Origin of the sequence: Mycolicibacillus trivialis, from assembly GCF_002102395.1 — a bacterium.
GTDB classification, from domain to species: domain Bacteria; phylum Actinomycetota; class Actinomycetes; order Mycobacteriales; family Mycobacteriaceae; genus Mycobacterium; species Mycobacterium triviale.
In genome coordinates, this window is record NZ_LQPZ01000016.1 from 50,452 (window position 1) to 68,837 (window position 18,386).

Annotated in this window: 20 protein-coding genes; 17 read left to right on the forward strand and 3 right to left on the reverse strand. The window is 70.4% G+C overall.

The annotated features are described in order from the left end of the window. Positions 1-25: 25 nt before the first annotated feature. From proC to AWC30_RS06360, 5 genes are all read left to right on the forward strand, one after another. Positions 26-895: a pyrroline-5-carboxylate reductase gene (proC, locus tag AWC30_RS06340; RefSeq protein WP_207568400.1), complete on the forward strand. Its 870-nt coding sequence runs from the start codon at positions 26-28 to the stop codon at positions 893-895. Between the two features lie 140 nt (positions 896-1,035). Next, positions 1,036-1,299 (forward strand): helix-turn-helix domain-containing protein, encoded by a 264-nt coding sequence (locus tag AWC30_RS06345; protein WP_085109353.1) that lies wholly within the window; start codon positions 1,036-1,038, stop codon positions 1,297-1,299. 206 nt (positions 1,300-1,505) lie between these two features. Continuing rightward, on the forward strand, positions 1,506-1,607 hold the full coding sequence (locus AWC30_RS06350) for a 30S ribosomal protein bS22 (protein ID WP_081597721.1): 102 nt from the start codon (positions 1,506-1,508) through the stop codon (positions 1,605-1,607). A gap of 54 nt (positions 1,608-1,661) precedes the next feature. After that, complete coding sequence (locus tag AWC30_RS06355; protein WP_085109354.1) at positions 1,662-2,741, forward strand: SDR family oxidoreductase; 1,080 nt, start codon at positions 1,662-1,664, stop codon at positions 2,739-2,741. Positions 2,742-2,788: 47 nt separating this feature from the next. Continuing rightward, the gene (locus AWC30_RS06360) at positions 2,789-3,847 is read left to right on the forward strand and encodes a lysophospholipid acyltransferase family protein (protein WP_085109355.1); all 1,059 of its coding nucleotides are present in this window, start codon (positions 2,789-2,791) and stop codon (positions 3,845-3,847) included. A gap of 12 nt (positions 3,848-3,859) precedes the next feature. Here the strand turns inward: AWC30_RS06360 and AWC30_RS06365 are convergent, their stop codons facing one another. Together AWC30_RS06365 and AWC30_RS06370 are read right to left on the reverse strand one after the other, a co-directional pair. Further along, a complete protein-coding gene (locus AWC30_RS06365; protein WP_085109356.1) occupies positions 3,860-4,375 on the reverse strand; it encodes an FAS1-like dehydratase domain-containing protein in 516 nt (171 codons plus the stop codon). Between the two features lie 209 nt (positions 4,376-4,584). Next, positions 4,585-5,487, reverse strand: coding sequence for an HAD family hydrolase (locus tag AWC30_RS06370; protein WP_085109357.1), 903 nt, complete (start codon positions 5,485-5,487; stop codon positions 4,585-4,587). 97 nt (positions 5,488-5,584) lie between these two features. Here AWC30_RS06370 and AWC30_RS06375 point away from each other — a divergent pair, with 97 nt between their 5' ends. The 9 genes from AWC30_RS06375 to AWC30_RS18025 all read left to right on the forward strand — a co-directional run bounded on the left by AWC30_RS06375 (position 5,585) and on the right by AWC30_RS18025 (position 14,436). Beyond that, the gene (locus AWC30_RS06375; RefSeq protein WP_264000296.1) at positions 5,585-5,854 is read left to right on the forward strand and encodes a glutaredoxin family protein; all 270 of its coding nucleotides are present in this window, start codon (positions 5,585-5,587) and stop codon (positions 5,852-5,854) included. A 90-nt stretch (positions 5,855-5,944) separates the two neighbouring features. Next, a complete protein-coding gene (locus AWC30_RS06380; protein WP_085109359.1) occupies positions 5,945-7,309 on the forward strand; it encodes a glutamyl-tRNA reductase in 1,365 nt (454 codons plus the stop codon). A gap of 14 nt (positions 7,310-7,323) precedes the next feature. After that, positions 7,324-8,250, forward strand: a complete 927-nt coding sequence (gene hemC, locus AWC30_RS06385; RefSeq protein ID WP_085109360.1) for a hydroxymethylbilane synthase — start codon at positions 7,324-7,326, stop codon at positions 8,248-8,250. 46 nt (positions 8,251-8,296) lie between these two features. Further along, complete coding sequence (locus AWC30_RS06390) at positions 8,297-9,931, forward strand: bifunctional uroporphyrinogen-III C-methyltransferase/uroporphyrinogen-III synthase (protein WP_085109361.1); 1,635 nt, start codon at positions 8,297-8,299, stop codon at positions 9,929-9,931. Positions 9,932-10,040: 109 nt separating this feature from the next. After that, positions 10,041-11,021, forward strand: coding sequence for a porphobilinogen synthase (hemB, locus tag AWC30_RS06395; RefSeq protein ID WP_085109362.1), 981 nt, complete (start codon positions 10,041-10,043; stop codon positions 11,019-11,021). A gap of 6 nt (positions 11,022-11,027) precedes the next feature. Continuing rightward, a complete protein-coding gene (locus AWC30_RS06400; protein ID WP_085109363.1) occupies positions 11,028-11,594 on the forward strand; it encodes a transport-regulating membrane protein Mce1N in 567 nt (188 codons plus the stop codon). After that, complete coding sequence (locus AWC30_RS06405) at positions 11,591-11,851, forward strand: hypothetical protein (protein ID WP_085109364.1); 261 nt, start codon at positions 11,591-11,593, stop codon at positions 11,849-11,851. The genes AWC30_RS06400 and AWC30_RS06405 overlap by 4 nt, the downstream gene beginning before the upstream one ends. Positions 11,852-11,875: 24 nt before the next feature. Further along, a complete protein-coding gene (locus AWC30_RS06410) occupies positions 11,876-14,002 on the forward strand; it encodes a heavy metal translocating P-type ATPase (RefSeq protein ID WP_109561959.1) in 2,127 nt (708 codons plus the stop codon). An 80-nt stretch (positions 14,003-14,082) separates the two neighbouring features. Beyond that, on the forward strand, positions 14,083-14,436 hold the full coding sequence (locus tag AWC30_RS18025) for a hypothetical protein (protein WP_133053664.1): 354 nt from the start codon (positions 14,083-14,085) through the stop codon (positions 14,434-14,436). A gap of 16 nt (positions 14,437-14,452) precedes the next feature. Here the strand turns inward: AWC30_RS18025 and AWC30_RS06420 are convergent, their stop codons facing one another. After that, positions 14,453-15,295 carry an alpha/beta hydrolase gene (locus AWC30_RS06420; protein WP_234807965.1) on the reverse strand — a complete coding sequence of 281 codons (843 nt, stop codon included), beginning with the start codon at positions 15,293-15,295 and terminating at the stop codon, positions 14,453-14,455. Between the two features lie 94 nt (positions 15,296-15,389). On the opposite strand from AWC30_RS06420, the gene AWC30_RS06425 reads away from it, so the two are divergent. From AWC30_RS06425 to AWC30_RS18185, 3 genes are all read left to right on the forward strand, one after another. Then, positions 15,390-16,268 carry an oxygenase MpaB family protein gene (locus tag AWC30_RS06425; protein ID WP_085109368.1) on the forward strand — a complete coding sequence of 293 codons (879 nt, stop codon included), beginning with the start codon at positions 15,390-15,392 and terminating at the stop codon, positions 16,266-16,268. Beyond that, a complete protein-coding gene (locus AWC30_RS06430; RefSeq protein WP_085109369.1) occupies positions 16,246-16,848 on the forward strand; it encodes a TetR/AcrR family transcriptional regulator in 603 nt (200 codons plus the stop codon). The genes AWC30_RS06425 and AWC30_RS06430 overlap by 23 nt, the downstream gene beginning before the upstream one ends. A gap of 142 nt (positions 16,849-16,990) precedes the next feature. Then, positions 16,991-18,382: a PPE family protein, SVP subgroup gene (locus AWC30_RS18185; protein WP_085109370.1), complete on the forward strand. Its 1,392-nt coding sequence runs from the start codon at positions 16,991-16,993 to the stop codon at positions 18,380-18,382. The last annotated feature ends 4 nt before the right edge of the window (positions 18,383-18,386 follow it).

Here is an 18,386-nt window from a genome sequence, read left to right on the forward strand (position 1 = left end):
GGCCGGGTCTGCCATGCTTGCCGCCATGTCCAGAATCGCGATCGTCGGCGTCGGCAACATGGGTGAAGCGCTGCTGTCCGGACTGCTGCGCAGCGGCAGGCAGGTCAAGGACCTGGTGGTGGTCGAGCACGTGCCGGAGCGGGTCGACTACCTCACCGAGACCTACGCGGTGCAGGTCGCGGCCGTGCCCGATGCGGTCGAGACCGCCGACATCGTCATCCTGGCGGTCAAGCCCCGCGACGTGGACGCGGTGATGACCCAGATCGCCGAGACGGCCACCGCCTCCGAACACAGTGCCGAACAGGTCGTGGTCAGTGTCGCCGCGGGTGTCAGCACCGGCTACTTGGAGGCCAAACTGCCCGCAGGCTCGCCGGTGGTGCGGGTGATGCCGAACACCCCGAGCTTCGTCGGCGCGGGCGTCAGCGTGCTCTCCGCGGGTCGTTTCGCCACTGCCGAGCAACTCGACGAGGCCGCTGCCCTGTTCCGCAGCGTGGGTTCGGTGCTGACCGTCCCCGAGGAACAGATGGACGCGGTCACCGCGATCTCCGGCTCCGGCCCCGCCTATTTCTTCTTGATGATCGAGGCGTTGGTGGATGCCGGGGTGGCCGCCGGACTGACCCGCGCGGTGGCGACGGATCTGGCGGTGCAGACCATGGCCGGCTCCGCCGAGATGCTGCTGGACCGTCTCGAGCGGGCTAACACCGGGGCGGGGGCAGCGACCCGCGGCGGCATGGACGCCACCCCGGTGGAACTGCGCGCGATGGTGACCTCGCCGGGTGGCACCACCGCCGCTGCGCTGCGAGAACTCGAACGAGGCGGGTTGCGCGCCGTCGTGGACGCCGCGGTTCAGGCCGCAAAAACCCACTCTGAGCAGCAAAGAGTTACATCCGAGTAATTCATAAGTTTTACTCTCAAATAACCCACACCCGTCGCAGCAACCCCATTGGTCCCGCTATTCTCCTTGGGTGTAAGCATGCGTCAGGCCTGCGGAGGGGAAGCCGCTGGACTGCGTATGCCCGATTGGATTGGGTTGCGATGACGTCAATGAACGGGCCGTCGGCGCGGGATTCGGCTAGTGGCAAGCCGGCACGCGAATCCGCTTCGCCGGACGGCCAGCAAGGCAGAACACAGTTCCTCACGGTGGCCGAGGTGGCCGCGCTGATGCGGGTTTCGAAGATGACCGTGTATCGACTGGTGCACAACGGTGAACTGCCCGCGGTGCGGGTGGGACGCTCCTTCCGCGTTCACGCGAAGGCCGTGCACGACATGTTGGAGAGTTCCTTCTTCGACGCGGGTTAGCTCGACCGCGGCGCGAATCCGGCCGGACCGGAACCCCGGGCAGCGCACCGGGGGTTTTCGCGTGTCCGGACCACGGTGCGCGCGGCAACGGCCGGCGGCGGGTGCGGTTTTTCGTTCCCCACCCCGGCACAGGTAAAGTGACCGGGTCAAGTCTTCACACCGGCCCGGTGCGAACAGCCATCGGCAGGATGTAGGTAGCGGAGTTTATGGGTTCAGTAGTCAAGAAGCGGCGCAAGCGTATGTCGAAGAAGAAGCACCGCAAGTTGCTGCGTCGCACCCGGGTGCAGCGCAGAAAACTCGGCAAGTAGAGCGGTCGGGCATCGCCGGGCAGGATCCGGCGGTGCCGTCGCTAGGCTGACGAGGTGAGTTCGTCCGACACCCCCTCCGACGGCGGCGACAAGCTGCAGTACCCGAGCGTGGTGCTGGTCACCGGGGCCTGCCGATTCCTCGGCGGGTACTTGACCGCGCGGCTGGCACAGAACCCGCTGATCAACCGGATCATCGCTGTCGACGCCGTGGCGCCGAGCAAGGATCTGCTACGCCGGATGGGCCGCGCCGAGTTCGTGCGCGCCGACATCCGCAACCCCTTCATCGCCAAGGTCATCCGTAACGGCGACGTCGACACCGTGGTGCACGCGGCGGCGGCCTCGTACGCGCCCCGCTCGGGCTCCGGCGCGGTGCTCAAGGAACTCAACGTGATGGGCGCTATGCAGCTGTTCGCGGCCTGTCAGAAGGCACCGTCGGTGCGGCGGGTGGTGCTCAAATCGACCTCCGACGTCTACGGCGCCAGTTCGCGCGATCCGGTCCGGTTCACCGAGGACAGCACCAGCCATCGCCCGCTGGAGGGGTTCGGCCGCGACAGTCTGGACATCGAGAGCTATGCCCGCGGGCTGGGCCGCCGCCGCCCCGACATCGCGGTCTCCATCCTGCGGCTGGCCAACATGATCGGGCCCGGCCAGGACACCGTGCTGTCCCGGTTCCTCAGCGGCCCGCTGGTGCCGACCGTGCTCGGGCGCGACGCACGCCTGCAACTGCTGCACGAGCAGGATGCGCTGGGTGCCCTCGAGCACGCCACGATGGCCGGAAAACCCGGCACCTTCAACGTCGGCGGCGACGGGATCATGATGATGACCCAGGCGATTCAGCGGGCCGGCCGGGTCCCGGTTCCCGTACCCCAGATGGGCCTGCGGGTGATAGATTCGCTGCGTCGAGCCAATCGCTACACCGAGACCAGTCGCGAACAATTCGACTATTTGAGTTACGGCCGGGTGATGGACACCACACGCATGCGCGTGGAGCTCGGCTTCGAACCCAAGTGGACGACGGTCGAGGCGTTCGACGATTACGTTCACGGTCGCGGATTGATGCCGGTCATCGACCCCGGCTGGGTACGCTCGATGGAAACCCGGCTCGTTGCGGCCGCGCAGCGCTGGGGAGGCTGAAGGTCGGGTTCGCGTGAGGCGGTCACGACAGACGGGGAGGTAACCGCGTGGCGGGTGAACGGAAGGCGAAAGTCATTCCGCTGCGCGCAGATTCGGGTCGCTCGGCGGCGCAACGCCGGGCCGCCCAACGCGCCGACGCGGCCCGTCAGCACCCGTCGCTGCTGGCCCGGTCCGGACAGTGGCCGCCGGCCGACCAGGCCGCCGCCATCATCCGCGAGATCGACCCGCAGCACGGCGGCGCAGCGGTGCCGCCCGCGGAGCCCAACGAACTGTCGCAACGGATCTCGTCGATCGCGGAGTTCGTCCGCCGTCGGCTGACCGGCGACTACAGCGTCGACGAGTTCGGGTTCGACCCGCATTTCAACGAGAACGTCATCCTGCCGCTGTTGCGGCCGTGGTTCCGGTCCTGGTTCCGCGTCGAGGTCAGCGGGGTGGAGAACCTGCCCGACTCCGGTGCGGCGCTGGTGGTCGCCAACCATGCCGGGGTGCTGCCCATCGACGGACTGATGGCCTCGGTCGCCGTCCACGACGAACACCCCGCCCAGCGCAACCTGCGACTGCTCGCCGCGGACCTGGTCTTCGACCTGCCGATGATCAGCCAGGGTGCCCGGATGGCTGGCCACACCATGGCGTGCACCGCCGACGCGCAGCGGCTGCTGGAGGCCGGCGAGCTGACCGCGGTGTTCCCGGAGGGCTACAAGGGGCTGGGCAAACACTTCAAGGACCGCTACAAGCTGCAGCGCTTCGGCCGCGGCGGATTCGTCGCCGCCGCCCTGCGCACCAAGGCGCCGATTGTGCCGTGCTCGATCGTCGGCTCCGAGGAGATCTACCCGATGGTCGCCGACCTGAAGCTGCTGGCGCGGCTGCTGGGTCTGCCGTATTTCCCGGTCACCCCGCTGTTCCCGCTGGCCGGGGCGGCCGGGCTGGTGCCGCTGCCGTCGAAATGGCATATCGCCTTCGGCGAACCGATCTCCACCGCCGAGTACGACGAGAGTGCGGCCGACGATCCGATGGTCACCTTCGAGATCACCGACCACGTCCGCGAGACGATCCAGAAGACCCTCTACCGGGTGCTGGCCGGCCGCCGCAACGCCTTCTTCGGCTGAGCCGCGTCGGCGCTACTTCTTGGCGCGCATCGCCGCGATCGCGGCCATCGTGGTCTCGGCGTCGGCGTCCTGACGCGACGACTCGCCGATCATGGTCACCACGCTGGTGATCACCGGGTTGCCGTCGGCGTCGGTGACCTCGCTGCGGATCTCGCTGATCACCGTGCCGTGCGACTCGAGCACCGAGTCCAGGTAGGTGTCGAAGTACAGCCGGTCGCCGTCGAGGATCGGCCGGTGGAAGGTGAACTTCTGATCGCGGTGGAACACCCGGGCGATGTTGATCGGGATGTCGAACTTGGTGAAGATCTCCAACTGCACCCGCCGGCCCGCGACGGCCAGGAACGTCAGCGGCGCGACCACCGCGTCATAGCCGTCGGCCGCGGCGTCGGACTCGTTGAAATGACTCGGGTGGGAGTCCTTGACCGCCGACGCGAACTCGCGGATCTTCTCCCGGCCCACCTCAAAGTAGTCCGGGAAGCGGTAGTGGGTGCCGATGATGCTGTCGGCGTTCTCCAACTGGGTAGCCATGTCGGTGCCGTTATCTCTCGGGGGATCTTGCCGCTGGTCGTCGGCGGCCGAAAGTTTATCAACTCCGATTCCGTCGTGAGCGCCTCGCGCGTTACACGCGCTCGTGGCGGCGCGACGCGTGTCGGGAGGCGGTCGGTCGCCCCTCGCGCGTTAGACGCGCTCGTGGCGACGCGACACGTGCTGGGAGGCGGTCGGTCGCCCCTCGCGCGCTACACGCGCTCGTGGCGACGCGACACGGCAGCCGCCAGGGCGCCGCCGGCTGCCCCCAGCGCCAGCGCAGAGGGAACCCCGATGCGCGCGGCCTTGCGGGCGGTGCGGAAGTCGCGGATCTCCCACCCGCGCTCGCGGGCCAGATCGCGCAACCGGGCGTCGGGGTTGACCGCGACCGCGGTGCCCACCAGCGACAGCATCGGCAGGTCGTTGTAGCTGTCGGAGTAGGCGGTGCAGCGCTTGAGGTTGAGGCCCTCCCGGATGGCCAGCGAGCGCACCGCATGCGCCTTACCGGTGCCGTGCAGGATCTCCCCGACCAGCCGGCCGGTGAACACCCCGTCCACCGACTCCGCGACGGTGCCCAGCGCACCGGTCAGGCCCAGCCGGCGCGCGATCGTGTCGGCCAGCTCGTAGGGGGTGGCGGTCACCAGCCACACCTGCTGGCCGGCGTCGAGGTGCATCTGCGCCAGGTCGCGGGTGCCCGGCCAGATCTTGTCGGCGATGATCTCGTCGTAGATCTCCTCGCCCAGCTCCGCCAGTTCCTCGGTGGTGCGGCCCTCGATGAACGCCAGCGCCTTGCGTCGCCCGGCGGCCACGTCGTCGCTGTTCTCCCAGCCGGTGAGCTGATACTTGGCGTGGGCGTAGAGGAACCGGACGACGTCGCTGTAGGTGAAGTACTTCCGGGCGGCCAGGCCGCGCCCGAAATGCACCATCGACGAGCCCTGCACCAGGGTGTTGTCGACATCGAAGAACGCAGCGGCGGTCAGATCGACCGGCGGCGGCGTCGGCGGCGCCTCCTCGCCGGGCTCGTCGGGCCCGGCGGAGAGATCCACCAGGGCGCGCTCGGCGCTGGCCGCCCCGGCCGCATCAACGGGTTCGGGGAAAGTCTCGGGTGAACTCACAACCGCCCCTCCCTTCCACCTGGACCGGTCGTCGTCCAACTTTATCCGGCTCTACCGTCTCGGCGGCGCCGACGAGATCGGTGCCACACTGGAAGGCGTGTCGCAACGACAGGTGCAACTGCTGAGCCGGGACGGCTGCGCGATGTGCGTGCGGGTGCACGCCCGGCTGACCGAGTTGGCCGCCGAACTCGGTTTCGCACTGACCACCACCGATGTCGACGCCGCCGCTGCCGCCGGGGACAGCGGGCTGCGCGCGGAGTACGGCGACCGGCTGCCGGTGGTGCTGCTCGACGGTCGCGAACACAGCTACTGGGAGATCGACGAACCGCGACTGCGAGCGGATCTGGGCAGCCGGCCACCGATCTGAGCAAATTTGATTGCTGGACTGGTAAACCTTTACCTTGGAGGTAAGTGTTGTCACTTGTGAATGCAAGGGAGCAGGCCGGGTGAAGCAGCCGTGAGCGTCCTGCTCTTCGGGTTTTCCCACCGCAGTGCGCCGGTGCCGGTGCTGGAACAACTGAGCAGCGACGAAGCCGATCAGGTCAAAATCCTCGACCGGATGTTGCAATCCTCGCTGGTCAGTGAGGTGATGCTGCTCTCGACCTGCAACCGGGTCGAGGTGTACGCCGTGGTGGACGCCTTCCACGGCGGTCTGGCCGCCATCGGCGAGGTGCTCGCCGAGCACTCCGGGATGCCGGTCGGCGAACTCACCCGCTACGCCTACGTCCGCTACAGCGAAGCCGCCGTTCAGCACCTCTTCTCGGTGGCCAGCGGCCTGGATTCCGCCGTGGTCGGCGAACAGCAGGTACTCGGGCAGGTGCGCCAGGCCTACGCGGTCGCCGAAGCCAACCTCGCCGTCGGCCGGGTGCTGCACGACCTGGCCCAGCGCGCCCTGTCGGTCGGCAAGCGGGTGCATTCCGAGACCGGCATCGACGCCGCCGGCGCGTCGGTGGTGTCGGTCGCCCTCGACATCGCCGCCACCCGACTCGACGGGCTGGCCGGCAAGACCGCGGCGATCATCGGCGCGGGCTCGATGGGCTCGCTGGCCGCCGCGCACCTGACGCGCGCCGGGATCGGCCGCATCGAGGTGCTGAACCGGTCCCCGGAACGCGCCCGGCGGCTGGCCGAGCGCATCACCGAGTCGAAGGTGCCCGCGCAGGCCGGTGGGCTCGACGCGGTCGCCGAGGCGCTGGCCGTCGCCGACGTCGTGGTCAGCTGCACCGGTGCGGTCGGCGCGGTGGTCTCGTTGGCCGACGTGCACGAGGGGCTTGCCGCCGGCCGGCGCGACGACAGCGGCCCGCTGGTCGTCTGCGACCTGGGCATGCCGCGCGACGTCGACCCGACGGTGGCCGGGCTGCCCGGTGTGGTCGTGGTCGACATGGAGCGTGTGCAACGCGAACCGTCCGCCCGGGCCGCCGCCGACGACGCCGCGGCCGCCCGCGAGATCGTCGTCGCGGAGGTCGCCGCGTACCTGGCCTCCCAGCGGATGGCCGAGGTCACCCCGACGGTGACCGCGCTGCGGCAGCGCGCCGCCGACGTGGTCGAAGCGGAGCTGCTGCGGCTGGAGCGCCGGCTTCCCGGCCTCGACAGCGCGCACCGCGACGAGGTCTCGCGCACCGTCCGGCGCGTGGTCGACAAGCTGCTGCATTCGCCGACCGTGCGCGTCAAACAACTGGCCAACACCCCCGGCGGGGACGCCTACGCGGAAGCTTTGCGGGAGTTGTTCGAACTCGACCCGCGGGCCGTGGACGCGCTCGCCGGTGCCGGTGAATTGCCAACGGTGCCAAGCGATGCCGAAGGCGGCATCGGAACCGTCGAGTAACCGATTTGGGGAATATGATCCGGTTAGGTACCCGGGGAAGCCTGCTGGCCACCACTCAGGCCGAGAGCGTCCGGGAAGTGTTGATCGCTGATGGGCACGACGTCGAGTTGGTGATCATCAACACCAAGGGCGACCAGTCGATGGCGCCGGTCGGCACCATCGGGGTGGGGGTGTTCACCGCCGAGCTGCGCGAGGCCATCGCCGATGGCCGCGTCGACGCGGCGGTGCACTCGCACAAGGACCTGCCCACCGAGCAGGATCCGCGCTTCACCATCGCGGCCATTCCGCGCCGCGAAGACCCCCGTGACGTGCTCGTCGCCCGCGACGGCCTGGTGCTCGGCGAGTTGCCGGCCGGCTCGCTGGTGGGCACGTCGGCGCCCCGGCGGGCGGCACAGCTTAGAGCACTGGGTCTCGGTTTGGAAATCCACCCCCTACGAGGCAACCTAGTTACCAGGTTGAACAGGGTCAGCAGCGGTGAACTCGACGCGATCGTGGTGGCCCGGGCGGGTATGGCCCGGATCGGGCGCCTCGACGAAGTCACCGAGACGCTCGAACCGGTGCAGCTGTTGCCAGCACCGGCTCAGGGAGCGCTCGCGGTGGAGTGTCGCGCCGAGGACACCGAGCTGACGGCGGCGTTGGGCACATTGGACGACGCCGACACCCGCGCCGCGGTCACCGCGGAACGGGCCCTGCTCGCCGAACTGGAGGCGGGTTGCTCCGCACCGGTGGGCGCGATCGCTGAGGTGGTCGAGTCCATCGATGAGGAGGGCCGGGTCTTCGAGGAGCTGTCGCTACGCAGCTGCGTGGCGGCGCTGGACGGATCCGACGTGATCCGCGCGTCCGGTGTGGGCACTCCACAGCGGGCACGGGAGCTGGGGCTCGCCGTGGCCGCGGAGTTGTTCGAACTCGGGGCGCGTGAGGTGATGTCGGGCGCGCGGTGAGGCCGCCGCCCGCGGGAGTGACTGGAGTTAGGAGATGGCTCGCCAAGTGAGTACGCGAGGCCGTAAACCGAAGCCGGGCCGGATCGTGTTCGTCGGCTCGGGTCCTGGCGACCCGGGTCTGCTGACGATCCGCGCCAAAGCGGCGCTGGCACGCGCCGCCCTGGTCTTCACCGACCCCGACGTGCCCGAGCCGGTGCTGGCGCTGGTCGGCACCGAACTGCCGCCCGCCCCGATCGAGACGACGGCCGAGGGCGACGAGACCGAACAGGACGCCGGGCCGGACATCCGCCCCGCGCTGGGCGGTCCGGCCGAGGTGGCCAAGACGCTGACCGCGGCGGCCCGTACGGGCGCCGACGTGGTCCGGCTGGTCGCCGGTGACCCGCTGTCGGTCGACTCGCTGGTCACCGAGGTCGGCGCGGTCGCACGGACCAACCTCGTCTTCGAGATCATCCCCGGGCTCAACCCGACCAGCGCGGTCCCCACCTACGCCGGGCTGCCGCTGGGCTCCTCGCACACCGTCGCCGACGTGCGCGGTGACGTGGACTGGGCGGCGCTGGCCGCCGCCCCGGGCCCGCTGATCCTGCAGGCCACCGCGTCGCACCTGCCGGAAGCGGCCAGCACTCTGATCGAGTACGGGCTCACCGACTCCACCCCGTGCGTGGTCACCACCTCGGGCACGACCTGCGCGCAGCGGTCGGTGGAGTCCACCCTGCACGGCCTGACCGAACAGACGGTGCTGACCGGGCCCGAGTTCACCGAGCCGAGTGTCAACGGTGCGGCGCAGCGCGGACCGCTGGTGGTCACCATCGGCAAGACCGTCAACAACCGCTCCAAGCTGAACTGGTGGGAGAGCCGCGCCCTCTACGGCTGGACCGTGCTGGTGCCACGCACCAAGGACCAGGCCGGAGAGATGAGCGAGCGACTCATCACCTACGGCGCGACGCCCATCGAGGTCCCCACCATCGCCGTGGAACCGCCGCGCAGCCCCGCGCAGATGGAACGCGCCGTCAAGGGACTGGTCGACGGCCGCTACCAGTGGGTGGTGTTCACCTCCACCAACGCGGTGCGCGCCGTCTGGGAGAAATTCCGCGAGTTCGGGCTCGACGCCCGCGCCTTCTCCGGGGTGAACATCGCCTGCGTCGGGGAGGCCACCGCCGACCGGGTCCGAGCCTTCGGCATCACCCCGGAACTGGTGCCCTCGGGCGAACAGTCCTCGCTGGGCCTGCTCGAGGAGTTCCCGCCCTACGACGACGTGCTCGACCCGGTCAACCGGGTGCTGCTGCCGCGCGCCGACATCGCCACCGAGACCCTCGCCGAGGGGCTGCGGGAGCGGGGCTGGGAGATCGAGGACGTGACCGCCTACCGCACGGTGCGGGCCGCACCGCCGCCGGCGGCCACCCGCGAGATGATCAAGACCGGCGGGTTCGACGCGGTCTGCTTCACCTCCAGTTCCACCGTGCGCAACCTGGTCGGCATCGCGGGCAAGCCGCACGCCCGCACGATCGTCAGCTGCATCGGCCCCAAGACCGCCGAGACCGCCACCGAGTTCGGGCTGCGCGTCGACGTGCGGCCCGAGACGGCCGCGATCGGCCCGCTGGTCGACGCGCTCGCCGAGCACGCCGCCCGGCTGCGCGCCGAGGGGGCACTGCCGCCGCCGCGTAAGAAGAGCCGCCGGCGGTGACCGAGGGCGCGGCGACGGGTGCAGCGGTGACTCATCGCGCGTCGACTCTGCGCTCAGTACGCACAAGCGCGAGTGACCTGCGCGCTCACCGCAGAGTCGACGCGGACTGATGGGCTACCCGCGCCAGCGTCCCCGCCGCCTGCGCTCCTCGCCGGCGCTGCGCCGGCTGGTCAGCGAGATCACCCTGCAGCCGCGCCAACTGGTGCTGCCGCTGTTCGTCGCCGACGGCATCGACGAACCCAGGCCGATCCCGTCGATGCCCGGCGTGGTGCAGCACACCCGCGACTCGCTGCGCGCCGCGGCCGCCGACGCCGTGCGTGCCGGGGTGGGCGGGCTGATGCTGTTCGGGGTGCCGCGCGAGGAGGACAAGGACGCCGACGGCTCGGCCGGCGCCGATCCGGCCGGGATCCTCAACGTCGCGCTGGCCGATCTGGCCGCCGACCTCGGTGACGCCACCGTGCTGATGGCCGACACCTGCCTGGACGAGTTCACCGATCACGGCCACTGCGGGGTGCTCGACGCCGCCGGCCGGGTCGACAACGACGCCACCGTCGAGCACTACGTGCGGCTGGCGGTGGCCCAGGCGCAGGCCGGGGCCCACGTCGTCTCCCCGAGCGGGATGATGGACGGGCAGGTCGGCGCCATCCGCGACGGCCTGGATGCGGCCGGCCACGCCGACACCGCGATCCTGGCCTACGCCGCGAAGTTCGCCTCGGCGTTCTACGGGCCGTTCCGCGACGCGGTGGGTTCCAGCCTGGTCGGGGACCGGCACAGTTACCAACAGGACCCGGCCAACGCGCGGGAGGCGCTGCGCGAGGTCGCCCTCGACATCGACGAGGGCGCCGACCTGGTCATGGTCAAACCCGCGCTGGGCTACCTGGACGTGGTGGCCGCCGCCGCGGAGCTTTCGACGGTCCCGGTGGCCGCCTACCAGGTCTCCGGCGAGTACGCGATGATCAGCGCGGCCGCCGAGCGCGGCTGGATCGACCGGCAAGCCGCGGTGCTGGAGTCGTTGACCAGCATCCGTCGGGCCGGCGCCGATGTGGTGCTGACCTACTGGGCCACCGAGGCCGCCGACTGGCTAGTCTGACCGGCGATGGCATTCCAGCAGGCGGGTGACCCCGCCGAACCCGGTCCCGCCCCGCTGTTCGTCGAGAAGGGCGCCAGTTGGCTGTGGGTGCTGGCCGGACCGGCCGCCGCGATCGCGATGCTGATGATCCAGGTCTCCAGCGGCAACGGCTACAACCCGCTGGTGCCGGTCACCTTCCTGGTCGTGGTCACCGGCTTCCTGGCCATCCAGGTCAAGGCGGCCCGCATCCACACCGCGGTCGTCCTCACCGAGCAGACCTTGCAGCAGGGCACCGAGACGCTGCGCGTCGCCGACATCGTCGGCGTGTACCCGCCGCCGGAGAACTCGGTGCGGTCGGGCCGCAAACTGGAGAAGTGGCAGACCGCGCGGGCACTGGGGGAGCTCTCCGGCGTGCCCCGCGGCCGCACCGGCATCGGGTTGCGGCTCACCGAACAACGCAATGTGCAGGCCTGGGCGCGTAACCACCGCGGGCTGCGCGCGGCGTTGGTCGCGCTGAAGCAGGAGTACACCGGCTCGGGCGCCCCCCCGCACTCCCTCGACGAGCCCAACGACGACGGTGGGCCGCGGCCGTGAGCGTGCGGCTGCGCGCGCTGATCGAACTCGCCGCGGCGGCCCTGCTGTTGCTGGCCGCGGGGGCCGCCGCCAGCGCGGTCTGCTCCACCGTGGAGGTGGCGCCGGTCCTCGACGGTGAGCCGGTCACCACCTCGGTGGTCTACGACCCGCCGCAGTTGCTGCTGACGCTGCTGGCGGTGACTGCGGCGGGTGTGCTCGCCGTCATCGGAACCGCCCGCTGGTGGCGTAGCCGCACCCCGACAGGGGATACCCCGTAGGGTATGCCGGGTAGAATGGCGGGTATGCAAACGACCGATCTGGAACTGCGGGGGATGACGTGCGCGTCGTGCGCCGCCCGGGTCGAGCGCGGACTCAACAGGCTCGAGGGCGTGCACGCCACGGTCAACCTCGCGATCGAACGCGCCCACATCGACCACGACGCGAGCGTCTCACCGGCCGAGCTGATCCGGGCCGTCGAATCCGCCGGCTACCAGGCGTCGGTGGCCGGTGCTGACCACGAAACCGGCGACCAGGACGTGCTCGAGGACCAGTTGCGGCCGCGGCTGATCGGCTCGGCGCTGCTGGGTGTCCCGGTCGTGGTGCTCTCGATGGTGATGGCCTGGCAGTTCCCCGGCTGGGACTGGCTGGTGTTCGCGCTGACCACCCCGGTGGTGTTCTGGGGCGGTTACCCGTTCCACAAGGCCGCGTTGGTCAATGCCCGCCACGGCGCGTCCACGATGGACACCCTGGTGTCGCTGGGCACCGTCGCGGCCTACCTCTGGTCCGCGGTGGCCGTCATCGGCGGCGAGGGTCACGTCTACTTCGAAGTGGCCGCCGCGGTCACGGTGTTCCTGCTGGCCGGTCGCTACGCCGAATCGCGCGCCAAACGCACCGCCGGTGCGGCCCTGCGCGCGCTGCTGACCCTCGGCGCCAAGGACGCCGCCGTCCTTCGCGAGGGCCCCGATGGGCGCCGGGAAGTGCGCGTGCCGGTCGACCAGCTGCACGTCGACGATGTCGTCGTCGTACGCCCGGGCGAGCGGGTGGCCGCCGACGGGGTCATCACCGACGGTTCTTCGGCGCTGGACACCTCGGCGATGACCGGCGAGTCGATGCCCGCCGACGTCGGCCCGGGCGACGATGTACTCGGCGGATCGCTCAACACCTACGGCCGGCTGCTGGTGCGCGCCACCAGGGTCGGTGCCGACACCCAATTGGCCCGGATGGCCAAGCTGGTCACCGACGCCCAGAGCGGTAAGGCGTCGGTGCAGCGCCTGGCGGACCAGGTGTCGGCGGTGTTCGTGCCGGTGGTGCTGGTGATCGCCGCCGCGACGCTGGCGGGTTGGCTGTTGGCCGGGGCGTCGGCGGCGGCGGCGTTCACCGCGGCCGTGGCGGTGCTGATCATCGCCTGCCCGTGCGCGCTCGGTTTGGCCACCCCGACCGCGATCCTGGTCGGGACCGGCCGCGGAGCGCAGTTGGGCATCCTGATCAAGGATCCGCGGGTGTTGGAGAACGTCCGCCACATCGACACCGTCGTGCTGGACAAGACCGGGACCGTCACCACCGGGCAGATGGCGGTGACCGAGGTGACCGCCCACTCCGGTGCCGACCGCGACGAGGTCTTGGCCCGCGCCGCCGCGGTCGAGACCGCCTCGGAGCACCCGGTCGCCGCCGCGATCGTGGCCGCCGCCCGCCACCGCGGTCTGGCGCTGAGTGACCCGGCGGGTTTCGTCAACGACCCGGGCACCGGGGTCGCCGCCGACGTGGACGGGGTCCGGGTGAGCGTCACCCGGGCCGGCTCGCTGGCCGGGGTGGACCTGCTGACCCCGGCCGCCCCGGGCACCACCGTCGAGGTGTCCTGGGACGGGTGGGCGCGCGGGACGATCTCCCTGGCCGACACCGTCAAGCCGGGCAGCGCCGCGGCGATCGGCGAACTCAAGGCGATGGGGATCACCCCGGTGTTGCTCACCGGGGACACCGCCGCGGTGGCGCGGCAGGTCGCCGCCGAGGTGGGCATCGACCCGGCGCAGGTCATCGCCGGCGTGCTGCCCACCGGCAAGGCCGACGCGGTGACCGCGCTGCAGGAGCGTGGTGCGAAGGTGGCCATGGTCGGCGACGGCGTCAACGACTCGGTGGCGCTGGCCACCGCCGACATCGGGATGGCGATGGGCACCGGCACCGACGCCGCCATCGAGGCCGGCGACCTGACCCTGGTCCGCGGTGATCTGGCCACCGTCCCGACTGCGCTGCGGCTCTCGGCGCGCACCCTGCGCGTCATCAAACAGAACCTGGTGTGGGCGTTCGGCTACAACGTGGCCGCGATCCCGCTCGCGGCGGCCGGCCTGCTCAACCCGATGATCGCCGGGGCCGCCATGGCCTGCTCGTCGGTGCTGGTGGTGCTCAACAGCCTTCGGCTGCGCCGGTTCTCCTGACCCGGGCGCGCCGCGCGTAACCTGTGGTTCCAACGGACCAACGGCGGGAGCAACGGATGGGCAGCATCGGACGCGGCATCATGAAAGCCGTCGCGGCGGCCTTGGCGTGTGGGTCGGCCATCGCATGGGCGGGCGCCGCCGGTGCCGACCCGGCGAACCCGGACCCGTTCAACCCCGGCGATTGCATGGCCAACGCGAACGCGATCTGCAATCTCGGACCTTACGGGCCGAACAGTCCGACGAACCCGGCCAACATCAACAGCCCGCTGAACCCGGCCAACCCCGCCAATCCGGCCAGCCCGCTCAACCCGAACAATCCGGCGAATCCGGCCAGCCCGCTGAACCCGAACAATCCGGCGAATCCGGCCAGCCCGCTGAACCCGAACAATCCGGCGAATCCGGCCAGCCCGCTCAACCCGGCCAACCAGCACTAAGCGCCGCGCGCCGGGATCACGAACCCAGCCAGGCCAATTCGTCGGCCAGATGGGCACGCCAGAAGGTCGCGTCGTGCCCGCCGGGATAGAACCCACCCGCGGGCGGGGTGGCGAGGTGGTTGACGAACTGGCGGCTGGCGACGTAGAAGCCGTCGCCGATACCGCAGTCCACCCGCAGCGGGATCGAGGACAACTCGGGGCGGCCGAACACGGTGTTGTCCCGCCAGTCGTCGATGCTGTCGAACGCGACCGCGGGCGCACCCCAGTAGGTCATGTACAGCGCCGGGCTGATCGCGCAGATGCCGGCGGTGCGCTCGGGGCCCAGGCGGGAGCCCAGCAGCAGCGACCCGTAACCGCCCATCGACCAGCCCATGAACGCGACCCGGGCGGTGTCGATGCCCTTGGCGGCCAGCATCGGCAGCAGTTCGTCGAGGATCATCGCACCGGAGTCCTCGCCGGAGGCCCGCCGGTGCCAGAAGGTGTTGCCGCCGTCGGCGGCGACGACCGCGAACGGCGACCCGCCGTCGGAGACCACTTTGGCCAGCGCGTCTTCCACCCCCAGCCCCATCACCCCGGCAGCGTCGCTGTCCATGCCGTGCAGCGCGACCACGGCGCGCAGTGGGCCGGTCTGACCGGGCGGGCGGGCGATGATCCAGTTGGTCTCCTTGCCGCCGCGCGCCGCGGAGACGAACGAACCGGCTTCGCGGGTGGGCAGGGTGCTGCCGGCGGCCGCCGGCTCCACCGGCGCCGCCTGCGGGCGAGCGGGGCCGAGCAGCGCGCCCAGCGTCCAGAGCCCGGCCGCGCTCGCGGTGGCTCGGACGCCCAGGCGCAGCGCGGCACGACGGCTGAGCGGATCCACCCCGGCATCGTCCCAACGGTCGACAACGTCCACGCATCGGTCGCACAACGGCTCGATACCGGTACAAAAAACAAGTTGTGTAACATTGTTCCGCATGACTGAGATCACGCACCGGCCCGCCGCGGAGTCGGTGGCTACAGAACCGGTGCTCGACGGGTTGCCGCTGGGGCCGGATTCCCTGGTCTGGCGCTACTTCGGGGACAACCGGATGTTCCTGATCGGGCCGCGCCCCGGGGTGATGGAGAACATGCTCGCCGAGCTCGGCCAGGGCGTGCTCGATCACTCGGTGTTCTTCTCCGACACCGCCGCCCGGATCCGGCGTTCGCTCCCGCCGATCTTCACCACCGTCTACGGCACCGATGACGACAATCCGGGTCTGCAGGTCCGGGACTTCCACGTCGGCATCAAAGGGGAGATGCCCGACGGCAGCAGATATCACGCGCTGGACCCCGAGACCTACTTCTGGGCGCACGCCACCTTCGTCGACCAGGTGCTGTATTTCGCCGACACCTTCGTCAAACGCCTGACCCGCGCCGAGAAGGAGCAGATCTACCTCGAATCCAAAACCTGGTACCGCCGCTACGGGGTCAGTGACCGGGTGATGCCGGCCGACTACGCCGCGTTCGAGGAGTACTGGGACCACATGCTCGACGACGTCCTGGTGGCCCACAAGACCGCCCGCTACGGCGTCGGTTACGTGACCAAGGGCTTCCCCCGCCCCAAAGGGGTCTCCCCGGCGCTGTGGCGGGTCATCGCGGTGGTGTTCAACCCGGTGGCGGCCTTCCTGACCACCGGCGGGTTGCCGCCGCGCGCCCGGGTGCTGCTGGGGCTGCCGTGGACGGATCGCCAGGAACGCCGCTACCAGCGCTTCGCCGCACTCTGGCGGTCCCGCCCGGTCAACTGGGTATGGGACCATCTCCCCATGAAGGTGCGCTACAACAAGTTCGCCCGTGCCGGGTTCGCCCGCAGCTGACCGCACCAGGAACCTCATCCTGGATGCCGCCGTCATCGAATTCGAACATCACGGCCTGCGCCGGGTCGCCCTCGATGACGTCGCGCGCCGAGCCGGTGTCAGCCGGACCACCATTTACCGTCGTTTCCCGAACCGCGACGAGTTGGTGGCCGCGGTGATCGACCGGGAGAACGCGGTGCTGTTCACCGAGATCGCCGAGGAACTGAAGAACGCCGGTCCCCAGGCGAACTACTACGTCGAGGCCTTCACCGCAGCGATCCTGCGGTTCCGGCGCCACCGGGTGCTCAACCAGATGATCGTCGACGACCCGGCGTTGGCTCTGGAGATGGCGCACCGGCACTACGGCGCGTTCGTCGAGCGGGTCGCCGGGGCGCTGCGGGTCATCTTCCCCGACGGGTTCGTTGAGCGGATCGGCGAGCAGACGGTCACCGAGTTGGCCGACACCATCGCCCGGTACGCGATGGTGGTGTTGTTGCTGCCCGGTCTTCAGCCGATGGAGACCGCCGAGGACATCCGCACGTTTGCTTCTACACAGTTTTTTCCCAGCCTACCTGCGGCTTTGCGGACGGCACCTGTGTAAACCGGGTCGCCAGCAATCACGATTCTTATTACCGGTCTGGCAGCGCTCACGCTATAGTCGGTGGTCACGCCGTATGTTGGCGCCGTTTTCATCGACAGCCGTCGAGTGGTCGCCGGACTACAGCTAACCGTTGGAGGGGGACATGGGTGCGGGGCTGCCGCCGGAAGTCATCTCCGGTCTGATGTACACCGGGCCCGGCTCGGGGCCGATGCTGGCCGCGGCCGCTGCCTGGGACGGACTGGCCGGCGAACTGCACACCACCGCGCTGGGCTTCCAGTCGGCGGTCTCGGCGCTCACCGGAACCTGGCTCGGTCCGTCGGCGCTGGCGATGTCGTCGGCGGCCGCGCCGTATGTGGCCTGGCTGCACGCCAGCGCCACCCAGGCCGAGATGGTCGCGATGCAGGCCAAAGCCGCGGCGTCGGCTTTCGACACCGCGTTCGCGGCGACGGTGCCACCGCCGGTCATCGCCGCCAACCGCGCCCAGTTGATGGTGCTGGTCGCCACCAACATTCTGGGCCAGAACACCGCGGCCATCGCGGCCAACGAAGCCGAGTACGCGGCGATGTGGGCGCAGGACGTGGCGATGTTCGCCGCCTACACGGTGTCGTCGCTGTCGGCGATCCAGATGAAGCCGTTCGACCCGCCGCCGAAGACGACCAACGAACTCGGCCAGGTGGCTCAGGGCGCCGACGCGGCCCGGACCACCGGGAACGCGGGAGTCCAGCAGGTGATGGCTCGGGTGGGTGACGCCGGCGGTGTCGGACCGGGTGAGCAACTGGCCCGCCCGGCGGCGCTGTTCGACGTCGGCATTCAACCCGCGGCTGCGCCGAATCCGGCCGATCCGGCGTCGATACTCGACTGGTTCATCCCCGACCTCGCGGGCCTCGCCGGTTTCATCGCCGGGGTGCTCGGCGGTGTCGCGTCGGCCATCGGGGTGGCGGTCTCCCTGGCCGCCTGGGTCGACGCCATCCCCGACGTCGAGGACAACAAACGCCGGTTGGCCCACCTGCACGACGAGCACCACGAGATGCTGGAGATCATGGGCCGGCCCTCGCCCGACGGCTGGCGTCCGGGCATGTGGCCGCGGTGGGTGGAAGGCGACCCGCTGTGGCCCTGGACCGACGGTGATATGGGCAACGGTCCCAAGATCGACGGCCTCACCGTCCCGCCGTCCTGGTCGGCCAACATCCGTGAGATCGAACCGCTGGCCCGCGCCCTGCCGCTCTCCGGCGCCCCGGCCGCCCCGGTGGCCGGCGCCTCCGGGACGGCGTTCCGCGAACTGGCGCTGGCCAGCATGCTCGGTCGCGCCCTGGCCGGCGGCGTCAGCCCCGGCTCGGGAATGGGCGGCATCAAAGGCGGCACGGTCACCAAGGTCGCCAACGAGGCCGCCAAAACCGCGGTGGCCGAGGCGGCCGCCAGCCCCGCGGCGCGCACCGGTATCGCCGAGGAACTGCGCCAGCTCGCCCAGCTGCGCGACGAAGGCGTGCTGACCGGTGAGGAATTCCGGGCGCAGAAGCGCCGTCTGCTGGAGTGACCCG